At 61.4% G+C, this 18,404-nt stretch carries 18 protein-coding genes; 9 read left to right on the plus strand and 9 right to left on the minus strand.

Annotated elements, in window-relative coordinates; all coding sequences use genetic code 11:
* Positions 1–290 precede the first annotated feature (290 nt).
* Together NCR98_RS00255 and NCR98_RS00260 are read left to right on the plus strand one after the other, a co-directional pair.
* Positions 291–917, plus strand: coding sequence for a LysE family translocator (locus NCR98_RS00255; RefSeq protein ID WP_250525254.1), 627 nt, complete (start codon positions 291–293; stop codon positions 915–917).
* Positions 914–1,390: an SgcJ/EcaC family oxidoreductase gene (locus NCR98_RS00260; RefSeq protein ID WP_250525255.1), complete on the plus strand. Its 477-nt coding sequence runs from the start codon at positions 914–916 to the stop codon at positions 1,388–1,390. Before NCR98_RS00255 ends, NCR98_RS00260 begins: the two co-directional genes overlap by 4 nt.
* A gap of 1 nt (position 1,391) precedes the next feature.
* Here the strand turns inward: NCR98_RS00260 and mnmE are convergent, their stop codons facing one another.
* Entirely contained in the window at positions 1,392–2,780 is a 1,389-nt protein-coding gene (gene mnmE, locus NCR98_RS00265) for a tRNA uridine-5-carboxymethylaminomethyl(34) synthesis GTPase MnmE (protein ID WP_250525256.1), read from the minus strand.
* Positions 2,781–3,086: 306 nt separating this feature from the next.
* On the opposite strand from mnmE, the gene NCR98_RS00270 reads away from it, so the two are divergent.
* On the plus strand, positions 3,087–3,503 hold the full coding sequence (locus NCR98_RS00270) for a helix-turn-helix domain-containing protein (RefSeq protein ID WP_244826705.1): 417 nt from the start codon (positions 3,087–3,089) through the stop codon (positions 3,501–3,503).
* A 93-nt stretch (positions 3,504–3,596) separates the two neighbouring features.
* Here the strand turns inward: NCR98_RS00270 and yidC are convergent, their stop codons facing one another.
* The 4 genes from yidC to rpmH form a co-directional block, all read right to left on the minus strand.
* Positions 3,597–5,267: a membrane protein insertase YidC gene (yidC, locus tag NCR98_RS00275; RefSeq protein WP_250462440.1), complete on the minus strand. Its 1,671-nt coding sequence runs from the start codon at positions 5,265–5,267 to the stop codon at positions 3,597–3,599.
* Between the two features lie 8 nt (positions 5,268–5,275).
* Positions 5,276–5,596: a membrane protein insertion efficiency factor YidD gene (yidD, locus tag NCR98_RS00280; RefSeq protein WP_244826708.1), complete on the minus strand. Its 321-nt coding sequence runs from the start codon at positions 5,594–5,596 to the stop codon at positions 5,276–5,278.
* A 59-nt stretch (positions 5,597–5,655) separates the two neighbouring features.
* The gene (rnpA, locus tag NCR98_RS00285) at positions 5,656–6,132 is read right to left on the minus strand and encodes a ribonuclease P protein component (protein ID WP_244826709.1); all 477 of its coding nucleotides are present in this window, start codon (positions 6,130–6,132) and stop codon (positions 5,656–5,658) included.
* Between the two features lie 104 nt (positions 6,133–6,236).
* Positions 6,237–6,371 carry a 50S ribosomal protein L34 gene (gene rpmH / locus NCR98_RS00290; protein ID WP_004198824.1) on the minus strand — a complete coding sequence of 45 codons (135 nt, stop codon included), beginning with the start codon at positions 6,369–6,371 and terminating at the stop codon, positions 6,237–6,239.
* Positions 6,372–6,832: 461 nt separating this feature from the next.
* On the opposite strand from rpmH, the gene dnaA reads away from it, so the two are divergent.
* The 5 genes from dnaA to dbpA all read left to right on the plus strand — a co-directional run bounded on the left by dnaA (position 6,833) and on the right by dbpA (position 14,196).
* On the plus strand, positions 6,833–8,419 hold the full coding sequence (dnaA, locus tag NCR98_RS00295) for a chromosomal replication initiator protein DnaA (RefSeq protein WP_244826710.1): 1,587 nt from the start codon (positions 6,833–6,835) through the stop codon (positions 8,417–8,419).
* 269 nt (positions 8,420–8,688) lie between these two features.
* Positions 8,689–9,795: a DNA polymerase III subunit beta gene (gene dnaN / locus NCR98_RS00300; RefSeq protein ID WP_244826711.1), complete on the plus strand. Its 1,107-nt coding sequence runs from the start codon at positions 8,689–8,691 to the stop codon at positions 9,793–9,795.
* 114 nt (positions 9,796–9,909) lie between these two features.
* Complete coding sequence (gyrB, locus tag NCR98_RS00305) at positions 9,910–12,381, plus strand: DNA topoisomerase (ATP-hydrolyzing) subunit B (protein WP_244826712.1); 2,472 nt, start codon at positions 9,910–9,912, stop codon at positions 12,379–12,381.
* 235 nt (positions 12,382–12,616) lie between these two features.
* On the plus strand, positions 12,617–12,811 hold the full coding sequence (locus tag NCR98_RS00310) for a hypothetical protein (RefSeq protein ID WP_250462444.1): 195 nt from the start codon (positions 12,617–12,619) through the stop codon (positions 12,809–12,811).
* Positions 12,808–14,196, plus strand: a complete 1,389-nt coding sequence (gene dbpA / locus NCR98_RS00315) for an ATP-dependent RNA helicase DbpA (RefSeq protein ID WP_250525264.1) — start codon at positions 12,808–12,810, stop codon at positions 14,194–14,196. Before NCR98_RS00310 ends, dbpA begins: the two co-directional genes overlap by 4 nt.
* A 212-nt stretch (positions 14,197–14,408) precedes the next feature.
* Here the strand turns inward: dbpA and NCR98_RS00320 are convergent, their stop codons facing one another.
* The gene (locus NCR98_RS00320) at positions 14,409–15,794 is read right to left on the minus strand and encodes an MFS transporter (protein WP_250462446.1); all 1,386 of its coding nucleotides are present in this window, start codon (positions 15,792–15,794) and stop codon (positions 14,409–14,411) included.
* Between the two features lie 218 nt (positions 15,795–16,012).
* Here NCR98_RS00320 and NCR98_RS00325 point away from each other — a divergent pair, with 218 nt between their 5' ends.
* Positions 16,013–16,399 carry a DUF488 domain-containing protein gene (locus NCR98_RS00325; RefSeq protein ID WP_250525257.1) on the plus strand — a complete coding sequence of 129 codons (387 nt, stop codon included), beginning with the start codon at positions 16,013–16,015 and terminating at the stop codon, positions 16,397–16,399.
* A 35-nt stretch (positions 16,400–16,434) separates the two neighbouring features.
* Here the strand turns inward: NCR98_RS00325 and NCR98_RS00330 are convergent, their stop codons facing one another.
* The 3 genes from NCR98_RS00330 to NCR98_RS00340 are packed head-to-tail and all read right to left on the minus strand — an operon-like array spanning position 16,435 to position 18,184.
* Entirely contained in the window at positions 16,435–17,106 is a 672-nt protein-coding gene (locus NCR98_RS00330) for a DUF799 domain-containing protein (protein ID WP_250525258.1), read from the minus strand.
* Between the two features lie 9 nt (positions 17,107–17,115).
* Positions 17,116–17,481 carry a DUF4810 domain-containing protein gene (locus NCR98_RS00335; RefSeq protein ID WP_244826718.1) on the minus strand — a complete coding sequence of 122 codons (366 nt, stop codon included), beginning with the start codon at positions 17,479–17,481 and terminating at the stop codon, positions 17,116–17,118.
* Between the two features lie 25 nt (positions 17,482–17,506).
* Positions 17,507–18,184, minus strand: coding sequence for a CsgG/HfaB family protein (locus NCR98_RS00340; RefSeq protein WP_250525265.1), 678 nt, complete (start codon positions 18,182–18,184; stop codon positions 17,507–17,509).
* Between the last annotated feature and the right edge of the window lie 220 nt (positions 18,185–18,404).

Here is an 18,404-nt window from a genome sequence, read left to right on the forward strand (position 1 = left end):
GATTGCAACAAGCCGGAATGTCGCACGCTTGCGTTAGTTCGTCAGAACGCAGCGTATTGATATGAAAGGCATTAAAAACCTCTATTTGGAGGAAATTGAAGCGGTATTACTTGCCAATGGTAGCGATTTATCTCAACACGATTCTTGTGCGGCGCATTACCCGACCAAGAGCGCTTTCCAACCTTCCAAGCAATCGATTCTTCGCCGAGATGTCTAGCTAGCCTTCCGGCCTATTGCGCCGCGCCGCCGTTCATGGATAAATCAATCCCAACGAAATCAGGAGACATCCCATGACGCTTGCTCAGTGGCTGCCGTTCGCTATCGCATCGGCCATTCTTGTTGCAATCCCTGGCCCGACCGTATTGCTGGTCGTGTCCTACGCGTTCGGGCACGGGCGCAAGTACGCGCTCGCGACGACGCTCGGCGTGGCGCTCGGCGACCTCACGTCGATGACGGCTTCCATGCTCGGTCTCGGCGTTTTGCTGGCGGCATCGGCGGAACTGTTCATGGTGGTCAAGTGGGTGGGCGCGGCGTATCTGTTTTACTTGGGCATCAAGTTGTGGCGCGCGCCGGTGATCGACACGGACGCAGTCAAGGCCGGCGACGATCTGCGCACCGGCCGCATCCTGGCCCACGCCTACGCGGTAACCACGCTCAACCCGAAGAGCATCATCTTCTTCGTCGCGTTTCTGCCGCAGTTCATCGATCCCCACGCGGCGAGCGTCTCGCAAATCGCGCTGTTCGAGGCAACCTTTGTCGGGCTGGCGGCTGCTAACGCGTTCTTTTACGCGTTGCTCGCATCGGGCGCGCGTCGGGCAATTCGCAAGCCCTCCGTGCAGCGCACGGTGAATCGGACCGGCGGCGCGCTGCTCATGGGCGCCGGCGTCTTCGCGGCTGCATGGAAGAGGGCGACATGACTCAGACCGCATTTGCTGATTGGGCGACTAGCGCGCGCCGCGTATTTTTCGGCTTGCTCGATGACTGGAATCGTCAAGACGCGGCGGCAATGGCCGCGCGTTTCGCCGAGCGCGGCAGTCTAGTTGGATTCGACGGCAGCACGATCGATGGCCGCGCGTGCATCGAAGCGCATCTGCAACCGATTTTCGCGCAGCATCCGACGCCGCTTTTCGTGGCCAAGGTGCGGGAAGTCAGACGCATGGCGAGCGGGCAGACTTTGCTTTTGCGTGCGGTTGCAGGCATGTGGCCACGGGGTACGGCGGCGCTCGATCCGAGTCTGAACGCGATTCAGACCATGGTTCTGTCGATGTGCGACGGGGCGTATCGCATCGAGCTGTTCCAGAACACGCCGGCCGCGTTTCATGGAAGGCCGCAGGAAAGCGACAAACTGAGCGCCGAGTTGCGGGAGATAGGGAAACCGAAACTCGCTTGAGTTACTTTCCGATGCAAAACCGGCTGAAAATCACGCCCAGCAGATCATCGGAACTGAACTCACCCGTGATTGCATTGAGATTTTCTTGAGCGAGGCGCAGCTCTTCAGCGAATAAATCAAGCGCCTGTGAGTTTTGATCGGCGTGGGCGGCCGCCAGCGCCAGATGTTCGCGCGCCGCCCGCAACGCGATGAGATGCCGTTCGCGCGCCAAATACACGCTCTCCGCGCCTGCCTGCCATCCGGCAATCTTGAGCAGCATTTCTCGCAAGAGCGCGATGCCTTCGCCCGTCTTCGCCGAGAGATTGACTTGGCGCGCGTCGCCGTCCGCGTCGCGGCTTGCGGCTGGTGCGCCCGCCAGGTCCGTTTTGTTCAGCACGCGCACGACCGGCACGCCATCGGGGAAACGCGCGGCAATCGCGTCGTCTTCGCTCGTCATCCCGCTGCGGGCGTCGAGCAAATGCAACACGACGTCGGCGCGCTCGATCTCGCCCCAAGTCCGCTCGATACCAATTCGCTCGACTTCGTCTTCGGTGTCGCGCAGCCCCGCCGTATCGATGATATGCAGCGGTATGCCTTCCACTTGAATGGTCTGAGCGACCTTGTCGCGCGTGGTGCCGGCAATCGGCGTGACGATAGCGAGCTCCGCGCCGGCCAGCGCGTTCAGCAGCGACGATTTGCCCACGTTCGGCTGCCCGGCCAGCACGACCGATAAGCCTTCCCGCAGCAAGGCGCCCTGCCGGGCATCGGCGAGGACGGTGTTCAAGCGCTCGCGAATGCGTGCGAGCTTGCCGCGCGCGTCCGCTGCTTCCAGGAAGTCGATCTCTTCCTCGGGGAAGTCCAGAGTCGCTTCAACCAGCATCCGCAAATTGATGACGTCTTCGACGAGCGCGTGGATTTCGCGCGAAAACGCGCCTTCGAGCGAGCGGCCCGCGGAGCGCGCGGCGGCTTCCGTGCTGGCCTCGATCAGATCGGCGACGGCTTCGGCCTGTGCGAGATCGAGCTTGTCGTTGAGAAACGCGCGTCGCGTGAATTCACCGGGCTCGGCAAGTCTCAGGCCGAACTCGCGTCCGACGTCGAGCGCGCGTTGCAGCACGAGTTGAAGCACGATCGGCCCGCCGTGACCCTGCAATTCGAGCACGTATTCGCCGCTGTATGAGTGCGGCGCGGGAAAGTAGAGCGCGATGCCGCGATCGAGCGCCTCGCCGTTGCCGTCGAGAAACGGCACGTAGCTGGCGTGGCGCGCGTTCAACGATTGGCCGCACAGCGCGAACATCGCGAGGTGCGCGGCGCGCTCACCCGCGCGTCCGAACGACAGCCGCACGACGCCAATCCCGCCGCGTCCGGGCGCGGTGGCGATGGCGACAATCGGATCGGAGTCGTTGCTGAGCATGTGAGGAAAGCAGGGATTTCGGGTCCGGGGATTGTATCGCGCTGTGACGCGTAGCTGCCGATAAGACGCGCCTTAGGAAAATTCTTGACGTATCTTATTTGAGATACGGACGAACGCATGCGACTCACGCTGTTTTCTACAACAAATTCGCGGCTTAGGCAGCACTGACGAAGGTCTGAGAGCGAAGTTTGATTGCCTTTTGGCAGTGACCAGTAACGCTTACGCAAGATAAAACGACGAATATTTCCGCCACTTCTAACGCGATTGGTTGACGCATAGGCAACGGTTGCCTCGCACAATTGCACTATGCCTACACCACAAGAAAAAGCCGATTTCTCCGAGCGGCTTAAGTTCTCGATGACCCGCGCACCTGAGAAGTTGCGCGGCGCGACCGATCTCGCCAAAAAATTCAGTCTTCGTTACCACGGCGAGGCGGTTTCCCCTCAAACGGCGCACAAGTGGCTCACCGGGCGTTCGATTCCGACCATCGACAAGCTGGAAGTATTGGCCGAATGGTTCAAGGTGGAGTTGCACTGGCTGCACTATGGACCGTCGCCGGGCGGTATCGCTCAGGGGACGCCTAAGCCGCTCGTACGGGATGAGCAATACCCGGCGTCCGGGGAAACGCTCGAGCTCGTGTCGAAGATCGAGGCGTTGTCGCCGCATCATCGGTATCTGGTCGAGGAGCTCGTGCAGCAGTTTTATGGGGCGGCGAAGCGGTGAAGCTGACCTGAACCTACAAGATCGACAGCAAACAAAAACGCCCGGCATGCCGGGCGTTTTCAAGTCCACTTCCACATCAAACCTAAAGAAACCTCAAGCCGCCTTCTTCTTCCGCTGTCCCATCATGCGCGTGATGTAATACTGCTGCGCGATCGACAGCACGTTATTCACGACGTAATACAGCACGAGACCAGCCGGGAAGAAGAAGAACATGACCGAAAACGCGATCGGCATGAACATCATCATCTTGGCTTGAACCGGGTCCGGCGGCGTCGGGTTCAGCTTGGTCTGCAGGAACATCGATACAGCCATCAGCACCGGCAAGATGAAGTACGGGTCTTGTTGCGACAGATCGTGAATCCAGCCGATCCACGGTGCACCGCGCATTTCCACCGACGACAGCAGCACCCAGTACAGCGAGATAAACACCGGAATCTGCACCACGACCGGCAGGCAGCCGCCGAATGGATTCACCTTCTCGGTCTTGTAAAGCTCCATCAGCGACGCGTTCATCTTCTGCGGATCGCTCTTGAAGCGCTCGCGAATCTGTTGCATGCGCGGCGTGATTTCCTTCATGCGCGCCATCGACTTATAGCTCGCCGCCGACAGCGGGAAGAACACAGCCTTGATGAGCAGCGTAAGCAGCACGATCGCCCAGCCCCAGTTGCCGACATAGCTGTGGATCTTTTCGAGCAGCCAGAAAAGCGGCTTGGCGATGATCGTCACCATGCCGTAATCCTTCACGAGCTCGAGCCCCGGCGCGATACCTTCCAGCATGCGCTCTTCTTCGGGACCCGCGAAAAGACGCGCATCGACGGTCGCGGTCTGTCCCGGCGCAATGGTCTGCACGGCCTGCTGCACACCCACGCGATACAAATCCGGATCGATCTTCTGCACGTAGATGTCACGCTTCGCGCCCTGCTGCGGAATCCACGCCGACGCGAAGTAATGCTGCACCATCGCAATCCAGCCGTTGTCGGCGGAAGGCGCGAACGTAGCCTTGTTCTTGTCGATATCGCTGAAGTCGATCTTCTGGAAGTGATGCTGGTCCGTGTAGACCGCCGGCCCGATGAACGTATGCGAGAAGCGCGGCGTCTCCACCGGCGTGTTGTCGCGCACGAGTTCCATGTAGAGCTTCGGCGTGACCGGCGCGCTACCGACGTTCTCGATTTTCGTATCGACGTTGATCACGTAGCTGCCACGCGTGAACGTGTAGGTCTTTACGACCTTCACGCCACCCTTAACCGGCGATTCGAACGCGAGCGTCAGCGTTTTGGCGTCGCCCGACAAGGACGTCTGGCCCGGCACCGCCGTGAAGATGTCGTTGTGGTTCGGGAAGTCGCCGCCGAGCAGGCCCGTGCGCGCGAGATACGTGTGGGTCGGCGTGTGATCGAAGAGGGTGATGTAGAGGTCGGGCTGCTTGCCGTCGCCTTCCTTCACGAGCGAGAGCTTCGAAAGCGTGCCGCCGCGCGTGTCGATCTCACCGGAATACACGTCCGTCGTGAACTTGACGAGTTGCGCGGCCGCCGTGGCGGGCGGCGTCGTCGAACCCGGCGCGGCGGTACCGGCCGGCGAGTTGGGCAATTCGGAAGGCTGCGCGCCCGATGCGGCCGTGCCCGGCGCGGGGTTGCTGGCGGTCTTGGCCGGCTGCGTCGCGCTCGGGAAGAACATCGACGGGCGCCCATGGTCGCGCTGCCAGTTGTCGAACAGCATGACAACTGACACGAAGAAGATGACCCATAGGACGGTGCGTTTGATATCCATGCGTTGTCTCAGTGTCGATCGGTAAGCGCATCAGCGCCGTTTAGTGGTGAATGCTTTTCTTGAGCGAATTCCGCGGCCGGCTCGGAAACCCGCGTGGAATCTGATCGCGAATCGGAAGGCTGCGGCACGAGATCGACGCCGCCCGCCGAGAACGGATGGCAGCGGCAAAGCCTTTTAGCGGCGAGATACGTGCCATGCGCGGCGCCATGATACTGGATTGCCTCGCGCGCGTAGTCGGAACAGGAGGGATAAAAACGGCACCGGCTGCCGAGCAGCGGGCTCACAGCAACCTTGTAGAAGCGCAACAACGCGATTAGTGCCGTTTGCATAAGCTTCGCGCCGCGCGCCCCGTTCGCCGTGTCCGGCGATTCGAGACGCAGACCGCGCTTCATGACCCGGAAGGGCCGGAGGTGTCGTCTACGGCGGGCACGCCAGGCGGCGCCGCCACGGTTTCAGCCGCACGGCGCGCGACTTCGCGCACGGCACGGTCCAGCAATGCTTCAAGTTCGCCTCGCACGAGCGCGCCGAGCGGCGGCGAACTGGCGCTCGGCATGGCCTTGCGGTCGATCTTCGCGTGCAAGCGCACGAGGATATCGAAACCGCTCAACGCTTCGCGACGCAACCGAAACGCGTCACGCGCGTGCCGCTTGATCAGGTTGCGCGTGACTGCACGCGGCGCTTGCTTCTTGCCGATCACGAGGCCGAGACGCGCCTCCTGCCCAGTCGGTTTCCCGTACAGCACGAAATGCGGCGAACGTCGCCATGGGCGCAAACGAAAAACGGATGAGAACTCATCCGTTTTCAGTAGCCTTGCGGCCTTGGGGAACGCGGCCTGCGCCGGCAACTGAACGATGTCCTGTTTCAAGACTTCTGTGCGGCGCTAAAGCAGCCTGCCGGTTCGTGATGCGCGCCCGGCTTCAGGACAGATACGGCCTGTACCACGCGTGCGCGACCAGCCACCGGAAAGCCTTAGATTGCCAGGCGCTTGCGACCCTTCGCACGGCGAGCGTTGATGACCTTGCGGCCGCCAGCGGTCTTCATGCGAACGCGGAAGCCATGGGTGCGCTTGCGGCGCGTCACGGAAGGTTGGTAAGTACGTTTCATGATGCTCTCACTTGAGTATTGATCGACCGCGCGGGCTTTGGCGCCACCGTGTTCCGACTGTGGATAACCGCAGGCACGAGAGGCACAACGGGCGCAACGACCGGAGGTTCAGGAATTCTGTTTTCGCGGAACCCGCTATTTAAACCGTTTTCCTATTGACCGTCAATAGGTTAGCGTAATAGTGAAGCTCGCCATGCTCGCATCATGTTCATTTCCAGCCTGTCGGACGCGCTGATTTGACCCTGTGGATAACTCGCGCGCCGGTCCCGTTTGGCGTTAGAATCTCGCCTTACTCCCAAATATCCGCCTACTGCTTCGGCCCGCCGTTCGCCCGCAAACCCTTGCGGCGTAAGCCTCCGGAGCATGCCTGCATGGCTGTGCCGGGACTTGCCGAGGCGCTTGCGCATCCGGCAAGCACGGCCGTCAGGAGCGCGGAGCCAACCATAAAACGACCGCATTCGATGAACGATTTCTGGGAACACTGTTCGGCATTGCTGGAGCGTGAACTCACGCCGCAGCAGTACGTCACGTGGATCAAGCCGCTGGCCCCGGTCGACTTCGATGCCGACGCGAGCACCTTGCGCATAGCCGCTCCCAATCGCTTCAAGCTCGACTGGGTGAAGAGCCAGTTCTCGGGACGCATTGCCGATATGGCGCGCGAATACTTCAGCGCGACGATCGACGTCCAGTTCGTACTCGACCCGAAAGCGACCGCGCGCAGCGCCATCGGTCAAGCGCCGAACGCCGCGCCGCGGCCGGCGGCCGGCGCGGGTGTCGCCGACGGCGCGCCGCGTCCGCCCGCGCCGGCCGCCGCACCGCAAGCGCCCTCGGTCGTCGCGCACGCGAACGCTGCCGCGCACGTGAACGCGCTGGCGGCGGAAGCCGCCCAGCAAGCTCAGGCCATGCAGGACGAACAAGCCGATCTCGACTTGCCGAGCCTCGACGCCAACGAAGCCGCCGCTGGCCGGCGCACGTGGCGTCCGGGCGGCAACCCATCGGCCGGCGGTGAAACCGATTCCGCTTACGAACGTTCGAAGCTCAACCCCGTGCTGACCTTCGACAATTTCGTCACCGGTAAGGCGAATCAGCTCGCGCGCGCGGCCGCCATTCAGGTCGCCGACAATCCCGGCATCTCGTACAACCCGCTCTTTCTTTACGGAGGCGTGGGCCTGGGCAAGACGCATCTGATCCACGCTATCGGCAATCAGTTGCTGATGGACAAGGCGGGCGCGCGCATCCGCTACATTCACGCGGAGCAGTACGTTTCCGACGTGGTGAAGGCGTATCAGCGCAAGGCGTTCGACGACTTCAAGCGTTACTACCATTCGCTCGATCTTTTGTTGATCGACGATATTCAGTTCTTCTCGGGCAAGTCGCGTACGCAGGAAGAGTTCTTCTACGCGTTCGAGGCGCTGGTCGCGAACAAGGCGCAAGTCATTATCACGAGCGACACGTATCCGAAGGAAATCTCCGGTATCGACGACCGTCTGATCTCGCGCTTCGATTCCGGTTTGACGGTCGCCATCGAGCCGCCCGAGCTGGAAATGCGCGTCGCCATTCTGATGAGAAAGGCGCAGTCCGAAGGCGTGAGTCTGTCCGAAGACGTCGCGTTCTTCGTCGCGAAGCATCTGCGCTCGAACGTGCGTGAACTCGAAGGCGCGCTGCGCAAGATCCTCGCTTATTCGAAGTTCCATGGCCGCGACATCACCATCGAGCTGACCAAGGAAGCGCTCAAGGATCTATTGACGGTGCAGAACCGCCAGATCTCGGTAGAGAACATTCAGAAGACCGTCGCAGATTTTTACAGCATCAAGGTCGCCGACATGTATTCGAAGAAGCGGCCGGCCAATATCGCGCGCCCGCGCCAGATCGCGATGTATCTGGCGAAGGAACTGACGCAGAAGAGTCTGCCCGAGATCGGCGAGCTTTTTGGCGGTCGCGATCACACCACCGTGCTGCACGCCGTGCGCAAGATCGCGGCCGAACGCGGCACGGATGCGCAGCTCAATCACGAACTTCACGTGCTCGAACAAACGCTGAAGGGTTGAGCCGGCGCGAACGCGTCGATTATTGCGCCACCGGACCTGTTTATTGGTAAAAACGCCCCCAATTTTCGGGGGCGGTTCCGTTTTAAGGCACAATATAGGTTTAGCTGTCCGTGGCCTGGGCGGCTGGCGTCAAGCATTCGCGAGTGACCGGCGGGGGCCGGCAACGCGTGTTACGAGGTTGTCCGGCGAGCGCGGCGAACCAACCGCTGGTGACAAAACCAGTGGTGGCAAAACCGGCGGACAGGCCGTCACATCAACGAAGGAACTCTATGCAACTGGTCAAGACCGAACGAGACAATCTTCTAAGGCCGCTGCAAACCGTGAGCGGTATCGTAGAACGCCGCCATACCTTGCCGATCCTCGCCAATCTGCTGATCACCAAGAACGGCGCCGATGTGTCGTTCCTCTCGACGGATCTCGAACTCCAGATCACCACCCGCGCCGATTTCGGCGTCGGCAGCGACCAGATCGCCACCACGGTCGCCGCGCGCAAGTTGCTCGACATTCTGCGCGCCATGCCGCCGGGTGAGGTTGCGCTCGACTTGTCCGACAAGCGCCTGACCGTGCGCTCCGGCAAGAGCCGCTTCGCGCTGCAGACGCTCGCCGCGGACGAGTTTCCTACCGTCAACCAGGCTACAGACTTCGGCGCGAGCCTTTCGGTTCCGCAGAAAACGTTTCGCCAGTTGCTCGGCATGGTGTATTTCGCCATGGCCCAGCAGGACATTCGCTATTACCTGAACGGCATGTTGCTCGTGGTGGATGGCGACCAGTTGATGGCCGTCGCAACGGACGGTCACCGTCTCGCGTTCTCGTCCATGAAGATCGACGGCGGCACGTTCCCGCGTCAGGAAGTCATCATCCCGCGCAAGACCATCCTCGAATTGCAGCGTCTGCTCGAAGACATCGACGACACGCTCAAGATCGACATCGCCGCGACGCAGGTTAAGTTCAGTTTTGGCCAAGTCGAACTCGTGTCGAAGCTCGTCGAAGGCAAGTTCCCCGACTTCCAGCGCGTGATTCCCAAGGCGCACAAGAACACGTTCGAAATCGGTCGCGAAGAACTGCAGCGCTCCCTGCAGCGCGCGGCCATTCTCACGTCGGACAAGTTCAAGGGCGTGCGGTGTCTGGTCGAGCCGGGTCAGCTCAAGATCATGTCGACCAATGCCGACCAGGAAGAAGCGCAGGAAGAACTGGAAATCGCGTATCAGGGCGATACCGTCGACATCGGTTTCAACGTCACGTATCTGCTCGACGTGCTTGCGAATCTGAAGGTCGACACGCTGCAAGTGAGCCTTGGCGACGCCAACTCCAGCGCGCTCATCACAATTCCGGAAAACGAGGAATTCAAGTATGTCGTGATGCCGATGCGCATCTGACGCGTTCAGGTACCACGAACACACCAAGGGGCGGCTCGCCCCTTTGGCGTTTTTAAGGTGTTTTGAAAAGTTTCGAGCAGTAACCGAAGCAGCGACGCAGAACCGGAAAATTCCATGACTGAAAACACAAATTCGCAACCCGACAACAGCTACGGCGCATCGTCCATTCAGATCCTCGAAGGTCTGGAGGCCGTGCGCAAGCGCCCGGGAATGTATATCGGCGATACGTCGGATGGCACCGGTTTGCATCACCTCGTTTTCGAAGTGCTGGACAACTCCATCGACGAAGCGCTGGCCGGCTATTGCGACGACATCCACGTGACCATTCACGCGGACAACTCCATTTCGGTGACGGACAACGGCCGTGGCGTGCCTACCGGCCTGAAACGCGACGACAAGCACGACCCGAAGCGCAGCGCCGCCGAGATCGTGATGACCGAACTCCACGCGGGCGGCAAGTTCGACCAGAACAGCTACAAGGTGTCGGGTGGCCTGCACGGCGTGGGCGTGTCGTGCGTGAACGCGCTGTCCGAATGGCTGCGCCTCACCGTGCGCCGCGACGGCAAGAAACACTTCATGGAGTTCGCGCGCGGCGTGGTGCAGAACCGCGAGCTTATCGAAGAGAACGGCGTGCAGTATTCGCCCATGCCGGTAGTCGGCGACACCGAGAATCGCGGCACCGAAGTGCACTTTTTGGCGGACGCGACCATCTTCGGCAATGTCGAATTCCACTACGACATTCTCGCCAAGCGCATGCGCGAGCTTTCGTTCCTGAACAACGGCGTGCGCATTCGCCTGACCGACTTGCGCACCGGCAAGGAAGACGACTTCGCTTTTGCGGGCGGCGTGAAGGGCTTTGTCGAATACATCAACAAGCAGAAGCAGGTGCTGCATCCGAACGTGTTCCATGCAACGGGCGAGCGTGAAAACGTCACCGTCGAAGTGGCCATGCAGTGGAACGACAGCTACAACGAAAGCGTGCTCTGCTTCACCAACAACATTCCTCAGCGCGACGGCGGCACTCACCTGACAGGCTTACGCGCCGCGATGACGCGCGTGATGAACAAGTACATCGCCGACCACGACATCGCGAAGAAAGCGAAGGTCGAGACGAGCGGCGACGACATGCGCGAAGGCTTGTCGTGCGTGCTGTCGGTGAAGGTGCCTGAGCCGAAGTTCAGTTCGCAGACGAAGGACAAGCTGGTGTCGTCGGAAGTGCGCGCGCCGGTCGAGGAAATCGTCGCGAAGGCGCTGGAAGATTATCTGCAAGAGACCCCGATCGACGCGAAGATCATCACGGGCAAGATCGTCGATGCCGCGCGTGCGCGCGATGCCGCTCGCAAGGCGCGCGAGATGACGCGGCGAAAGGGCGTGCTCGACGGCGTCGGCTTGCCGGGCAAGCTCGCGGATTGCCAGGAGAAGGACCCGGCGAAGTCGGAAATTTATATCGTCGAGGGAGATTCGGCGGGCGGCTCGGCCAAGCAAGGGCGCGACCGGAAGTTCCAGGCAATCCTGCCGTTGCGCGGCAAGGTGCTGAATGTTGAGAAGGCGCGCTTCGACAAGCTGATTTCATCCGAGCAGATCGTGACGCTCGTGACGGCGCTGGGTTGCGGCATCGGCAAGGATGATTACAACCTGGACAAGCTGCGCTATCACCGCATCATCATCATGACCGACGCGGACGTGGACGGCGCCCACATCCGCACGCTTCTGCTGACGTTCTTCTATCGGCAGATGCCGGAGATCGTGGAGCGCGGGTACATCTATATCGCGCAGCCGCCGCTTTACAAGATCAAGGCGGGCAAGGACGAGCGGTATATGAAGGACGCGCACGAGCTCAACCAGCATATGCTGAAGCTCGCGCTGCAGGGTTCTGAACTGGTGCCGAGCGAAGGCGCGGACCCGATTTCGGGCGATGCCTTGGGCGAACTTGCGCGTGCGTATTTGCTGGCCCAGGCGGTGATCGATCGTATCAGCCGTATTTACGATGCCGCCTCGCTCGAAGCGGTGATGGATGGCACGGTCATCGATTTGTCGACGCAGGAAGCGGCGGAGGCATCGGCGAAGGCGCTCGAAACGAAGTTGCGTTCGGACCCGTTGAAGCCGGAGGTGACGGTCGAGGCGGCATACGATCAGGTTCGCGAGCTGCGTTCGTTGCATATCAAGCGGCGTCACCATGGCAACGTGAAGGTTTCGGTGTTCGATGAAGATCTTCAATTGACCGCCGACTACAAGCAACTCGTTTCCACTGCCGATACCTTCAAGGGCTTGATTGGCCAAGGCGCGTTGATCAAGCGCGGCGAGCGCTCGATGGCCGTGCTGGACTTCAAGAGCGCGATGAAGTGGCTGATCGCGGATGCGGAACGCAACGTCAGCAAGCAGCGTTACAAGGGCTTGGGCGAGATGAATCCCGGACAGCTTTGGGAAACGACGATGGACCCGGCCGTGCGGCGTTTGCTGCGTGTGCAGATCGAGGACGCGATTGCGGCCGATGGCATTTTCACGACGCTCATGGGCGACGATGTGGAGCCGAGACGCGCGTTTATCGAGAGTAACGCGTTGCGGGCGGGGAATATTGATGTTTGAGGGGTAGGTAGCGCGACGCTATCTCTCCGAAACCGTAAGTACCGCGCGCGAGGTCTCACGCGCTGGCACTTACGGTTTTTTTATTGAACGCCAACGCCATACCCCCGCCCAAAACGCACGGACCTGGTTCCGCCGCGCCACCCGCAGACCCGCGTACACTTTCGGTTTGAACCGAAAACCACTTCGCCGCATTCCATCGCGGCTACGTGCATCACGCAACAACGAGAAATCCGACATGTTCACCTGCCGAAACCAGTCCTGCGACGCAACGTGGGACGTCTCAGACGTCGTCATCAAGAATGAAGGTCAGGGCCTGCTGTTCCGCTGCCCGATGTGCGGCGCGCGCAATTACGTGACGCGCCACGACGCACCCGATGGCGTCATCACCTACGAGCAGGTCACCGAAACCCCGCCGCGAGGCGCGCAATAACCATGGCGACCGATACCTCATTCAGCAGCCTGCCGCTCAACGAAGCGATGCAGACGAATCTGCAGCAGCTCGGCTACACATCGATGACGCCGATCCAGGCCGCGAGCCTGCCGCTCGCACTCGCCGGTCACGATCTCATCGCGCAGGCGAAAACGGGTAGCGGCAAGACCGCCGCCTTCACGTTGCCGCTGCTCGCCAAACTCGATGCGCGTCAGTTCGCCGTGCAAGCGCTCGTGCTTTGCCCGACGCGCGAACTCGCCGATCAGGTCACGCAGGAAATTCGCCGCTTGGCTCGGGCAGAAGACAACGTGAAGGTGCTCACGCTATGCGGCGGCACGCCCATGCGTCCGCAGATCGCGAGTCTCGAACACGGCGCGCATATCGTCGTGGGCACGCCGGGACGCATCATGGATCACCTTCAGCGCGAAACGCTTTCGCTGGATGGCGTACGCACGCTCGTGCTCGACGAGGCCGACCGCATGCTCGACATGGGCTTTTTCGACGATATCGCTTCAGTCGCGCGTCTGTGTCCGAAAGATCGTCAGACCTTGCTGTTTTCGGCGACGTATCCCGAGGGCATCGCGAAATTGAGTCAGCAGTTCCTGCGCAATCCGCGCGAGATCAAGCTCACCGAACAGCACAGCAACGCGAAGATCAAACAACGCTTCTATCAGGTCGAGGATCACGAGCGTCTGCATGCAGTGGGTTTGCTGCTGGACCACTATCGTCCCGTCAGCACGCTTGCGTTCTGCAACACGAAGCAGCAATGCCGCGACTTGCTCGACGTACTGCGCGCGCAAGGCTTCGAGGCGCTCACGCTGCATGGCGAACTCGAACAGCGCGAACGCGATCAGGTGCTCGTGCAATTCGCCAATCGCAGTTGCTCGGTGCTGGTCGCGACCGATGTCGCCGCGCGCGGGCTGGACATCACGCAACTCGAAGCGGTCATCAATGTCGATGTGACGCCGGACCCTGAGGTACACGTGCATCGCATCGGGCGCACGGGGCGTGCGGGCGAGGAAGGTTGGGCGCTGTCGCTTGCGAGCATGGACGAGATGGGACGCGTCGGCGCGATCGAAGTGGCGCAGCGCAAGGAAGTGGAATGGTATCCGCTGGCGGAGCTGACATCGGCGGAACCTGGGCATCTGAAGCCGCCCATGGCGACGCTCCAGATCCTCGGCGGCCGCAAGGACAAGATCCGTCCCGGCGATGTGCTCGGCGCGCTGACCGGCGAAGCGGGCTTCAAGGGCGAGGAGATCGGCAAGATCAACGTGATGGACATGGTCACGTACGTGGCCGTTCAACGCGGTATCGCCGATGCTGCCGAGCGCAAGCTGGCAGCGGGGAAGTTGAAGGGGCGGAAGGTCAAGGTGCGGCGGATGTGAGTCCGGTGAGTCGCCAACGAGCTAGTCAAGGAAATGTAGCGTGAAGGGTTGTCCTCCAAGCGAGCCCGCCCGACGCGCCCCGCAGCGCCGCACCGCGAATTCACGGAAGCGAGCCGCGCGCGCGAAAGCTTTGCAGATTCAGCGTATCCCGGCCTTCGCGCGGGTTTCCAAGCAACTGCAAACGTGCGGTGCAACGGCGCCGTGCTCGACTCTCAGATCTTCCTCTGCGGCTCGACTGAAATCCCATCCGACGACGTCACCTTCGACGTTCTCGCCGTCACCAGCCGCAATCCGCTCGCCACACTTCCCACGCCCGCGAACGCCGCTCCAAGCGACAACGCGAGCGCCGGACCATGCTTCCCCGCGATGCTGAAGCACAACGCGACGAGCGCCGCGCCGGTGGCCTGTCCGATCAGCCGCGAAGTCGCGATCGTGCCACTTGCGCCACCCGCGCGTTCGCGCGGCGCGCTCGACATGAACGCCTTCAGGTTCGGCGACTGAAAGAAGCCGAAGCCCGCGCCACAGATCGCCATGCGGATGCAGATTTCGAGCACATGCGGTTGCGCTGGCAGCATCGCGAGCGACACCATTCCCACACATAGAATCGCGAGCCCGACGCCGCCCAGCAAACCCGGCGCGTGCCGATCCGACAAGCGTCCGGCGATCGGCGCCATCAACGCGACGAGCGCTGACCACGGCGTCATCAGAAAGCCGGTTTCCACCTGACTGCGACCAAGCACGCTTTCGAAGAAAAACGGCAACGACACGAACGCGAGCCCTTGCGCGGCAAACGAGCAGATCGCGGTCATCGTGGAGAGCGCGAACATCGGGCGGCGGAAGAGATCGACGGGTAGCATCGGCGCGGGATGACCGCGCTCGCGTCGCAGAAGCAGAACGCCCGCAATCAACGTGACGCCGAACGACGCGAGCACGGTATGCGCCGGCGCGCGCTGGGCCGCTTCGCCGAGCGCGAAGATGAGCGACGCGAACGTGATCACGTTGAGCAAGGCGGCGACACGGTCGAAGCCGTGTTCGGCGCGCTTGGTCTGCGGCAACGACCGCACCGCGATGGCGAGCGCGAAGACGCCGATCGGCAAGTTCACGGCGAAAAGCCACGGCCACGTGCCGAGCGAGAGCACGATCGATGCGACCGTCGGCCCGACCGCGAACGCGATCCCCACGACGAGCGCGTTGAGTCCCACGCCGCGCCCCAGCCGATGCGGCGGAAAAATCGCGCTGATGAGCGCCGCGTTGACGCTCATGATCGCGCTCGCGCCGAGCCCTTGCAGCAGGCGCGCGGCGACGAGCGTCGGCAGCGACCACGAGAACGCGCAGACCGCGGACGCGACGAGAAACACGACGAGCCCGCCGAGGTACACGCGCCGGTGTCCGAGGATGCCGCCGAGCGCGGCAAGCGGCAGCAGCGTGGCGACCATTGCCAGCTGATACGCGTTGATGATCCAGACCGACGCGGCGGGTGTCGTATGCAGATCGGCCGCGATGGCCGGCAACGCCGTGTTGGCGATGGCGGTATCGAGCGTGGCGAGCGCGACGGACAGCAGGATCGCGAGCATGCCGCGGCGCTCGAGCGAGGACATGGGTGCGTCGGGGTTACGGGGCGCGTTTTGGGGATGTTCTTCGGAGGGCACGTCGGCGGTTCCGGATGTAAGCGGAAGAGGAATAATCCGAAACGATACGGGAACCCGGCGCATTCCGCTCGCCACGGTCGCGGGAGCTTTCAAAGCGTTGTCAGCGTGTATCGCGCGTTGCTTCGGCGCGGTTATCCTTCGCCGGTGACATTCGAAGGAAAACGATCATGGCGATTCGAATCGTGCGGCTCGGCACGCCGCGCGCGGTGGACGAAGGGCTGCGTATCGGCACGGTTCGGCGTCCGCCGCGCGGCGTGCCGAAAGCCGAATTCGCGAGCCGCGACTTTTACGATGTGTGGTATCCGAATCTGGCGCCGTCGGCAGAACTTGTCGCCGAAGCGCTCGCGGCCGAAGACGAGAAGCAATGGCGCGCGTTCGTGAGGAAATTCAAGGCGGAGATGGCGGTTTCCGAAGCGAGCCGATCGCTGGACTTGCTTGCGGCGTTATCGCGTTCGACGAATTTGTCGGTCGGATGTTATTGCGAGGACGAGTCGCGGTGCCACCGTTCGGTGCTGCGGGAGTTGCTGGCGGAAAGAGGCGCGGTGGTGATTTAGCTCGCCTGGGCTGTGGGGCTCAGGCGAGCATGCGATCAGTCCGTGCCGTATTTAGGCGAGTGCGGTCCGTAGAGTACGGTCGTCTTGCCGCCCGATGCCAGAAGACGTTGGCTCGTGAGGCCTGCCACGTCGAAGGACTTGTCGGTTAAGGTATGCGCGACCTGCGTCACGACACTCTGCGCAATCGCGCTGATGAGCCCGTAACCTACGCCCAAGCTTACGCCCACTTCCTTGCCATTCGCGCTCGCGGAGCCTTTCCAGAGTTCGTCGCCTGAGCGCAGATCGACGAGCTTCGCGTTTGCGGTGACGACGGTTCTGCTGTCGAAGACCACGAACTTGGTGCCGTAGTTCGTGACCGTCGTGTATAACGCCGCATCCGCGCCGAAAATCTCGCGCAGCTTGGCCGGCGCGACATTCTGGATGTCCGTAGGCGTAGTCAGGCCGTTGTGCTTGAACGTCTCGTCCATTTCAGCGACCGGCACGACGTAGTAGCCCGCTTCTGCGAGCGGCATCGTCATTTGGGCGAGCATGCCGTATGTCGCCTTGATATCCGACGTCTCGTTGACCGGCGGCAACACGAGAATCGTGCGCGGCTTGCTGTTGCGAAATGCGGTGTAGTCGCTCTGTTGCGGAGTGGAAGCGCACGCGCTCAACAGGCACAAAACCGACAGCGCCGCGAAGAGTTTATGAGAGAGGAACTTGATCATGGCCGGCGTTTAATGAAGTTTGCTCAACAAAAGGTTCATGTAGGCGGACGACTCGGGGAACGCGTTCTTTTCGGCTTCGAGTTCCTTTCTGGCTTCATCCGAACGGCCGACGCTTGCATACAGTGCGCCGATGTGGGCACGGAAGCCGGGCGGCAGAGCGTTATTCTTCGCAAGGATTTGCTGGCGCGCTTTTTCGAGCGCGTCGATCTGCTCGGGGACGGGTTTGTCGCCCGTGAAGAAGGCATACACCTGCGGTTGATACGCGTCCCACTGGTAAAGCGGCGGCGTGGATTGCGTGGCACAACCGGTCAGCAGCGCGCACGCTGCCGCGACCGGCAAGAGAATGCCGGTCGAGAAAAGTTTCTTGTGATTCATGCTTCTGAGTGTTGATGAGTGATGCTTACTTGGAGGCTCGTAGCGCGCCCGCGTCGACTTGTTCGGACAGGTGGTTCACCGCTTCTTGAATTGCCAGGTCGAGCACCTTGCCGTTGAGCGTGGAGTCATAACTCGCGGTGCCGCCGAAGCCGATGATTTCCCGGTTGGACAGGCTGTACTCGCCGGCGCCCTGGCTCGACGCGACGACTTCGGAGGTCGATGTATCGACGATATTCAGGCTCACCTTGGCGTAGGCTACCTGGCTCTTGCCGCTGCCGAGAATGCCGAACAACTCGCGATCGCCGACTTCCTTGCGCCCGAATTCGGTGACGTCGCCGGTAATGACGTAGTTGGCCGCTTTAAGCGCTTGCTGCTTGTTTGCGATGGCGGCTTCCTGCTTGGTCTCGTTCATGTTCTCGCGATCGAGGACGGAGAAGCGCCGGCTCTGTTGCAGCGTCGTGACGAGAATGGTCTTGGCCTGGCTGCCGACGCGGTCGACGCCATCGGAGAAAAGGCCGCGCATATAGCTCGAACGGTTGTCGAATTTGCCAACGGCGACGGCTACCGGCATGCCCGCATAGGGCGTCTGAGCGATGCTGACCGCCTGAACGGGCAGTGATTTGGATGCTTCCGTCGCACATCCGCTCAGGAGGACGGTAACGGAAGCGAGGGCGACTACTAAGTGTTGTTTTGTGAAGACCATTGGAACCTTGCGAGACAGCGTGCCGGACGCATTCGATGCGGTGACGAACAGCGCGGGTTTTCGCGTCACGATGTTTCGACAGTTGCGTTCGCGGACTCGTGTGAACGGTAACGGATCGACCAGCGCCCTTGTTGCATCGAGAGCGAAAGAGGCAAGGATTGTTCAGCGATTTGAAAGCGAGGGCTAGCGCGAAAATTCTTAATTTTTGGCGCGATGAGGT

It is taken from the genome of Caballeronia sp. GAWG2-1 (genome assembly GCF_023631405.1).
In the GTDB taxonomy this organism is placed as follows: Bacteria; Pseudomonadota; Gammaproteobacteria; order Burkholderiales; family Burkholderiaceae; genus Caballeronia.

Bases quoted from the DNA above. Each gene is read 5' to 3' on its own strand.
- NCR98_RS00255 (WP_250525254.1), top strand. From the start codon at position 291: ATGACGCTTGCTCAGTGGCTGCCGTTCGCTATCGCATCGGCCATTCTT.
- NCR98_RS00260 (WP_250525255.1), top strand. From the start codon at position 914: ATGACTCAGACCGCATTTGCTGATTGGGCGACTAGCGCGCGCCGCGTA.
- mnmE (WP_250525256.1), bottom strand. From the start codon at position 2,780: ATGCTCAGCAACGACTCCGATCCGATTGTCGCCATCGCCACCGCGCCC.
- NCR98_RS00270 (WP_244826705.1), top strand. From the start codon at position 3,087: ATGCCTACACCACAAGAAAAAGCCGATTTCTCCGAGCGGCTTAAGTTC.
- yidC (WP_250462440.1), bottom strand. From the start codon at position 5,267: ATGGATATCAAACGCACCGTCCTATGGGTCATCTTCTTCGTGTCAGTT.
- yidD (WP_244826708.1), bottom strand. From the start codon at position 5,596: ATGCAAACGGCACTAATCGCGTTGTTGCGCTTCTACAAGGTTGCTGTG.
- rpmH (WP_004198824.1), bottom strand. From the start codon at position 6,371: ATGAAACGTACTTACCAACCTTCCGTGACGCGCCGCAAGCGCACCCAT.
- dnaA (WP_244826710.1), top strand. From the start codon at position 6,833: ATGAACGATTTCTGGGAACACTGTTCGGCATTGCTGGAGCGTGAACTC.
- dnaN (WP_244826711.1), top strand. From the start codon at position 8,689: ATGCAACTGGTCAAGACCGAACGAGACAATCTTCTAAGGCCGCTGCAA.
- gyrB (WP_244826712.1), top strand. From the start codon at position 9,910: ATGACTGAAAACACAAATTCGCAACCCGACAACAGCTACGGCGCATCG.
- NCR98_RS00310 (WP_250462444.1), top strand. From the start codon at position 12,617: ATGTTCACCTGCCGAAACCAGTCCTGCGACGCAACGTGGGACGTCTCA.
- NCR98_RS00320 (WP_250462446.1), bottom strand. From the start codon at position 15,794: ATGTCCTCGCTCGAGCGCCGCGGCATGCTCGCGATCCTGCTGTCCGTC.
- NCR98_RS00325 (WP_250525257.1), top strand. From the start codon at position 16,013: ATGGCGATTCGAATCGTGCGGCTCGGCACGCCGCGCGCGGTGGACGAA.
- NCR98_RS00330 (WP_250525258.1), bottom strand. From the start codon at position 17,106: ATGATCAAGTTCCTCTCTCATAAACTCTTCGCGGCGCTGTCGGTTTTG.
- NCR98_RS00335 (WP_244826718.1), bottom strand. From the start codon at position 17,481: ATGAATCACAAGAAACTTTTCTCGACCGGCATTCTCTTGCCGGTCGCG.
- NCR98_RS00340 (WP_250525265.1), bottom strand. From the start codon at position 18,184: ATGGTCTTCACAAAACAACACTTAGTAGTCGCCCTCGCTTCCGTTACC.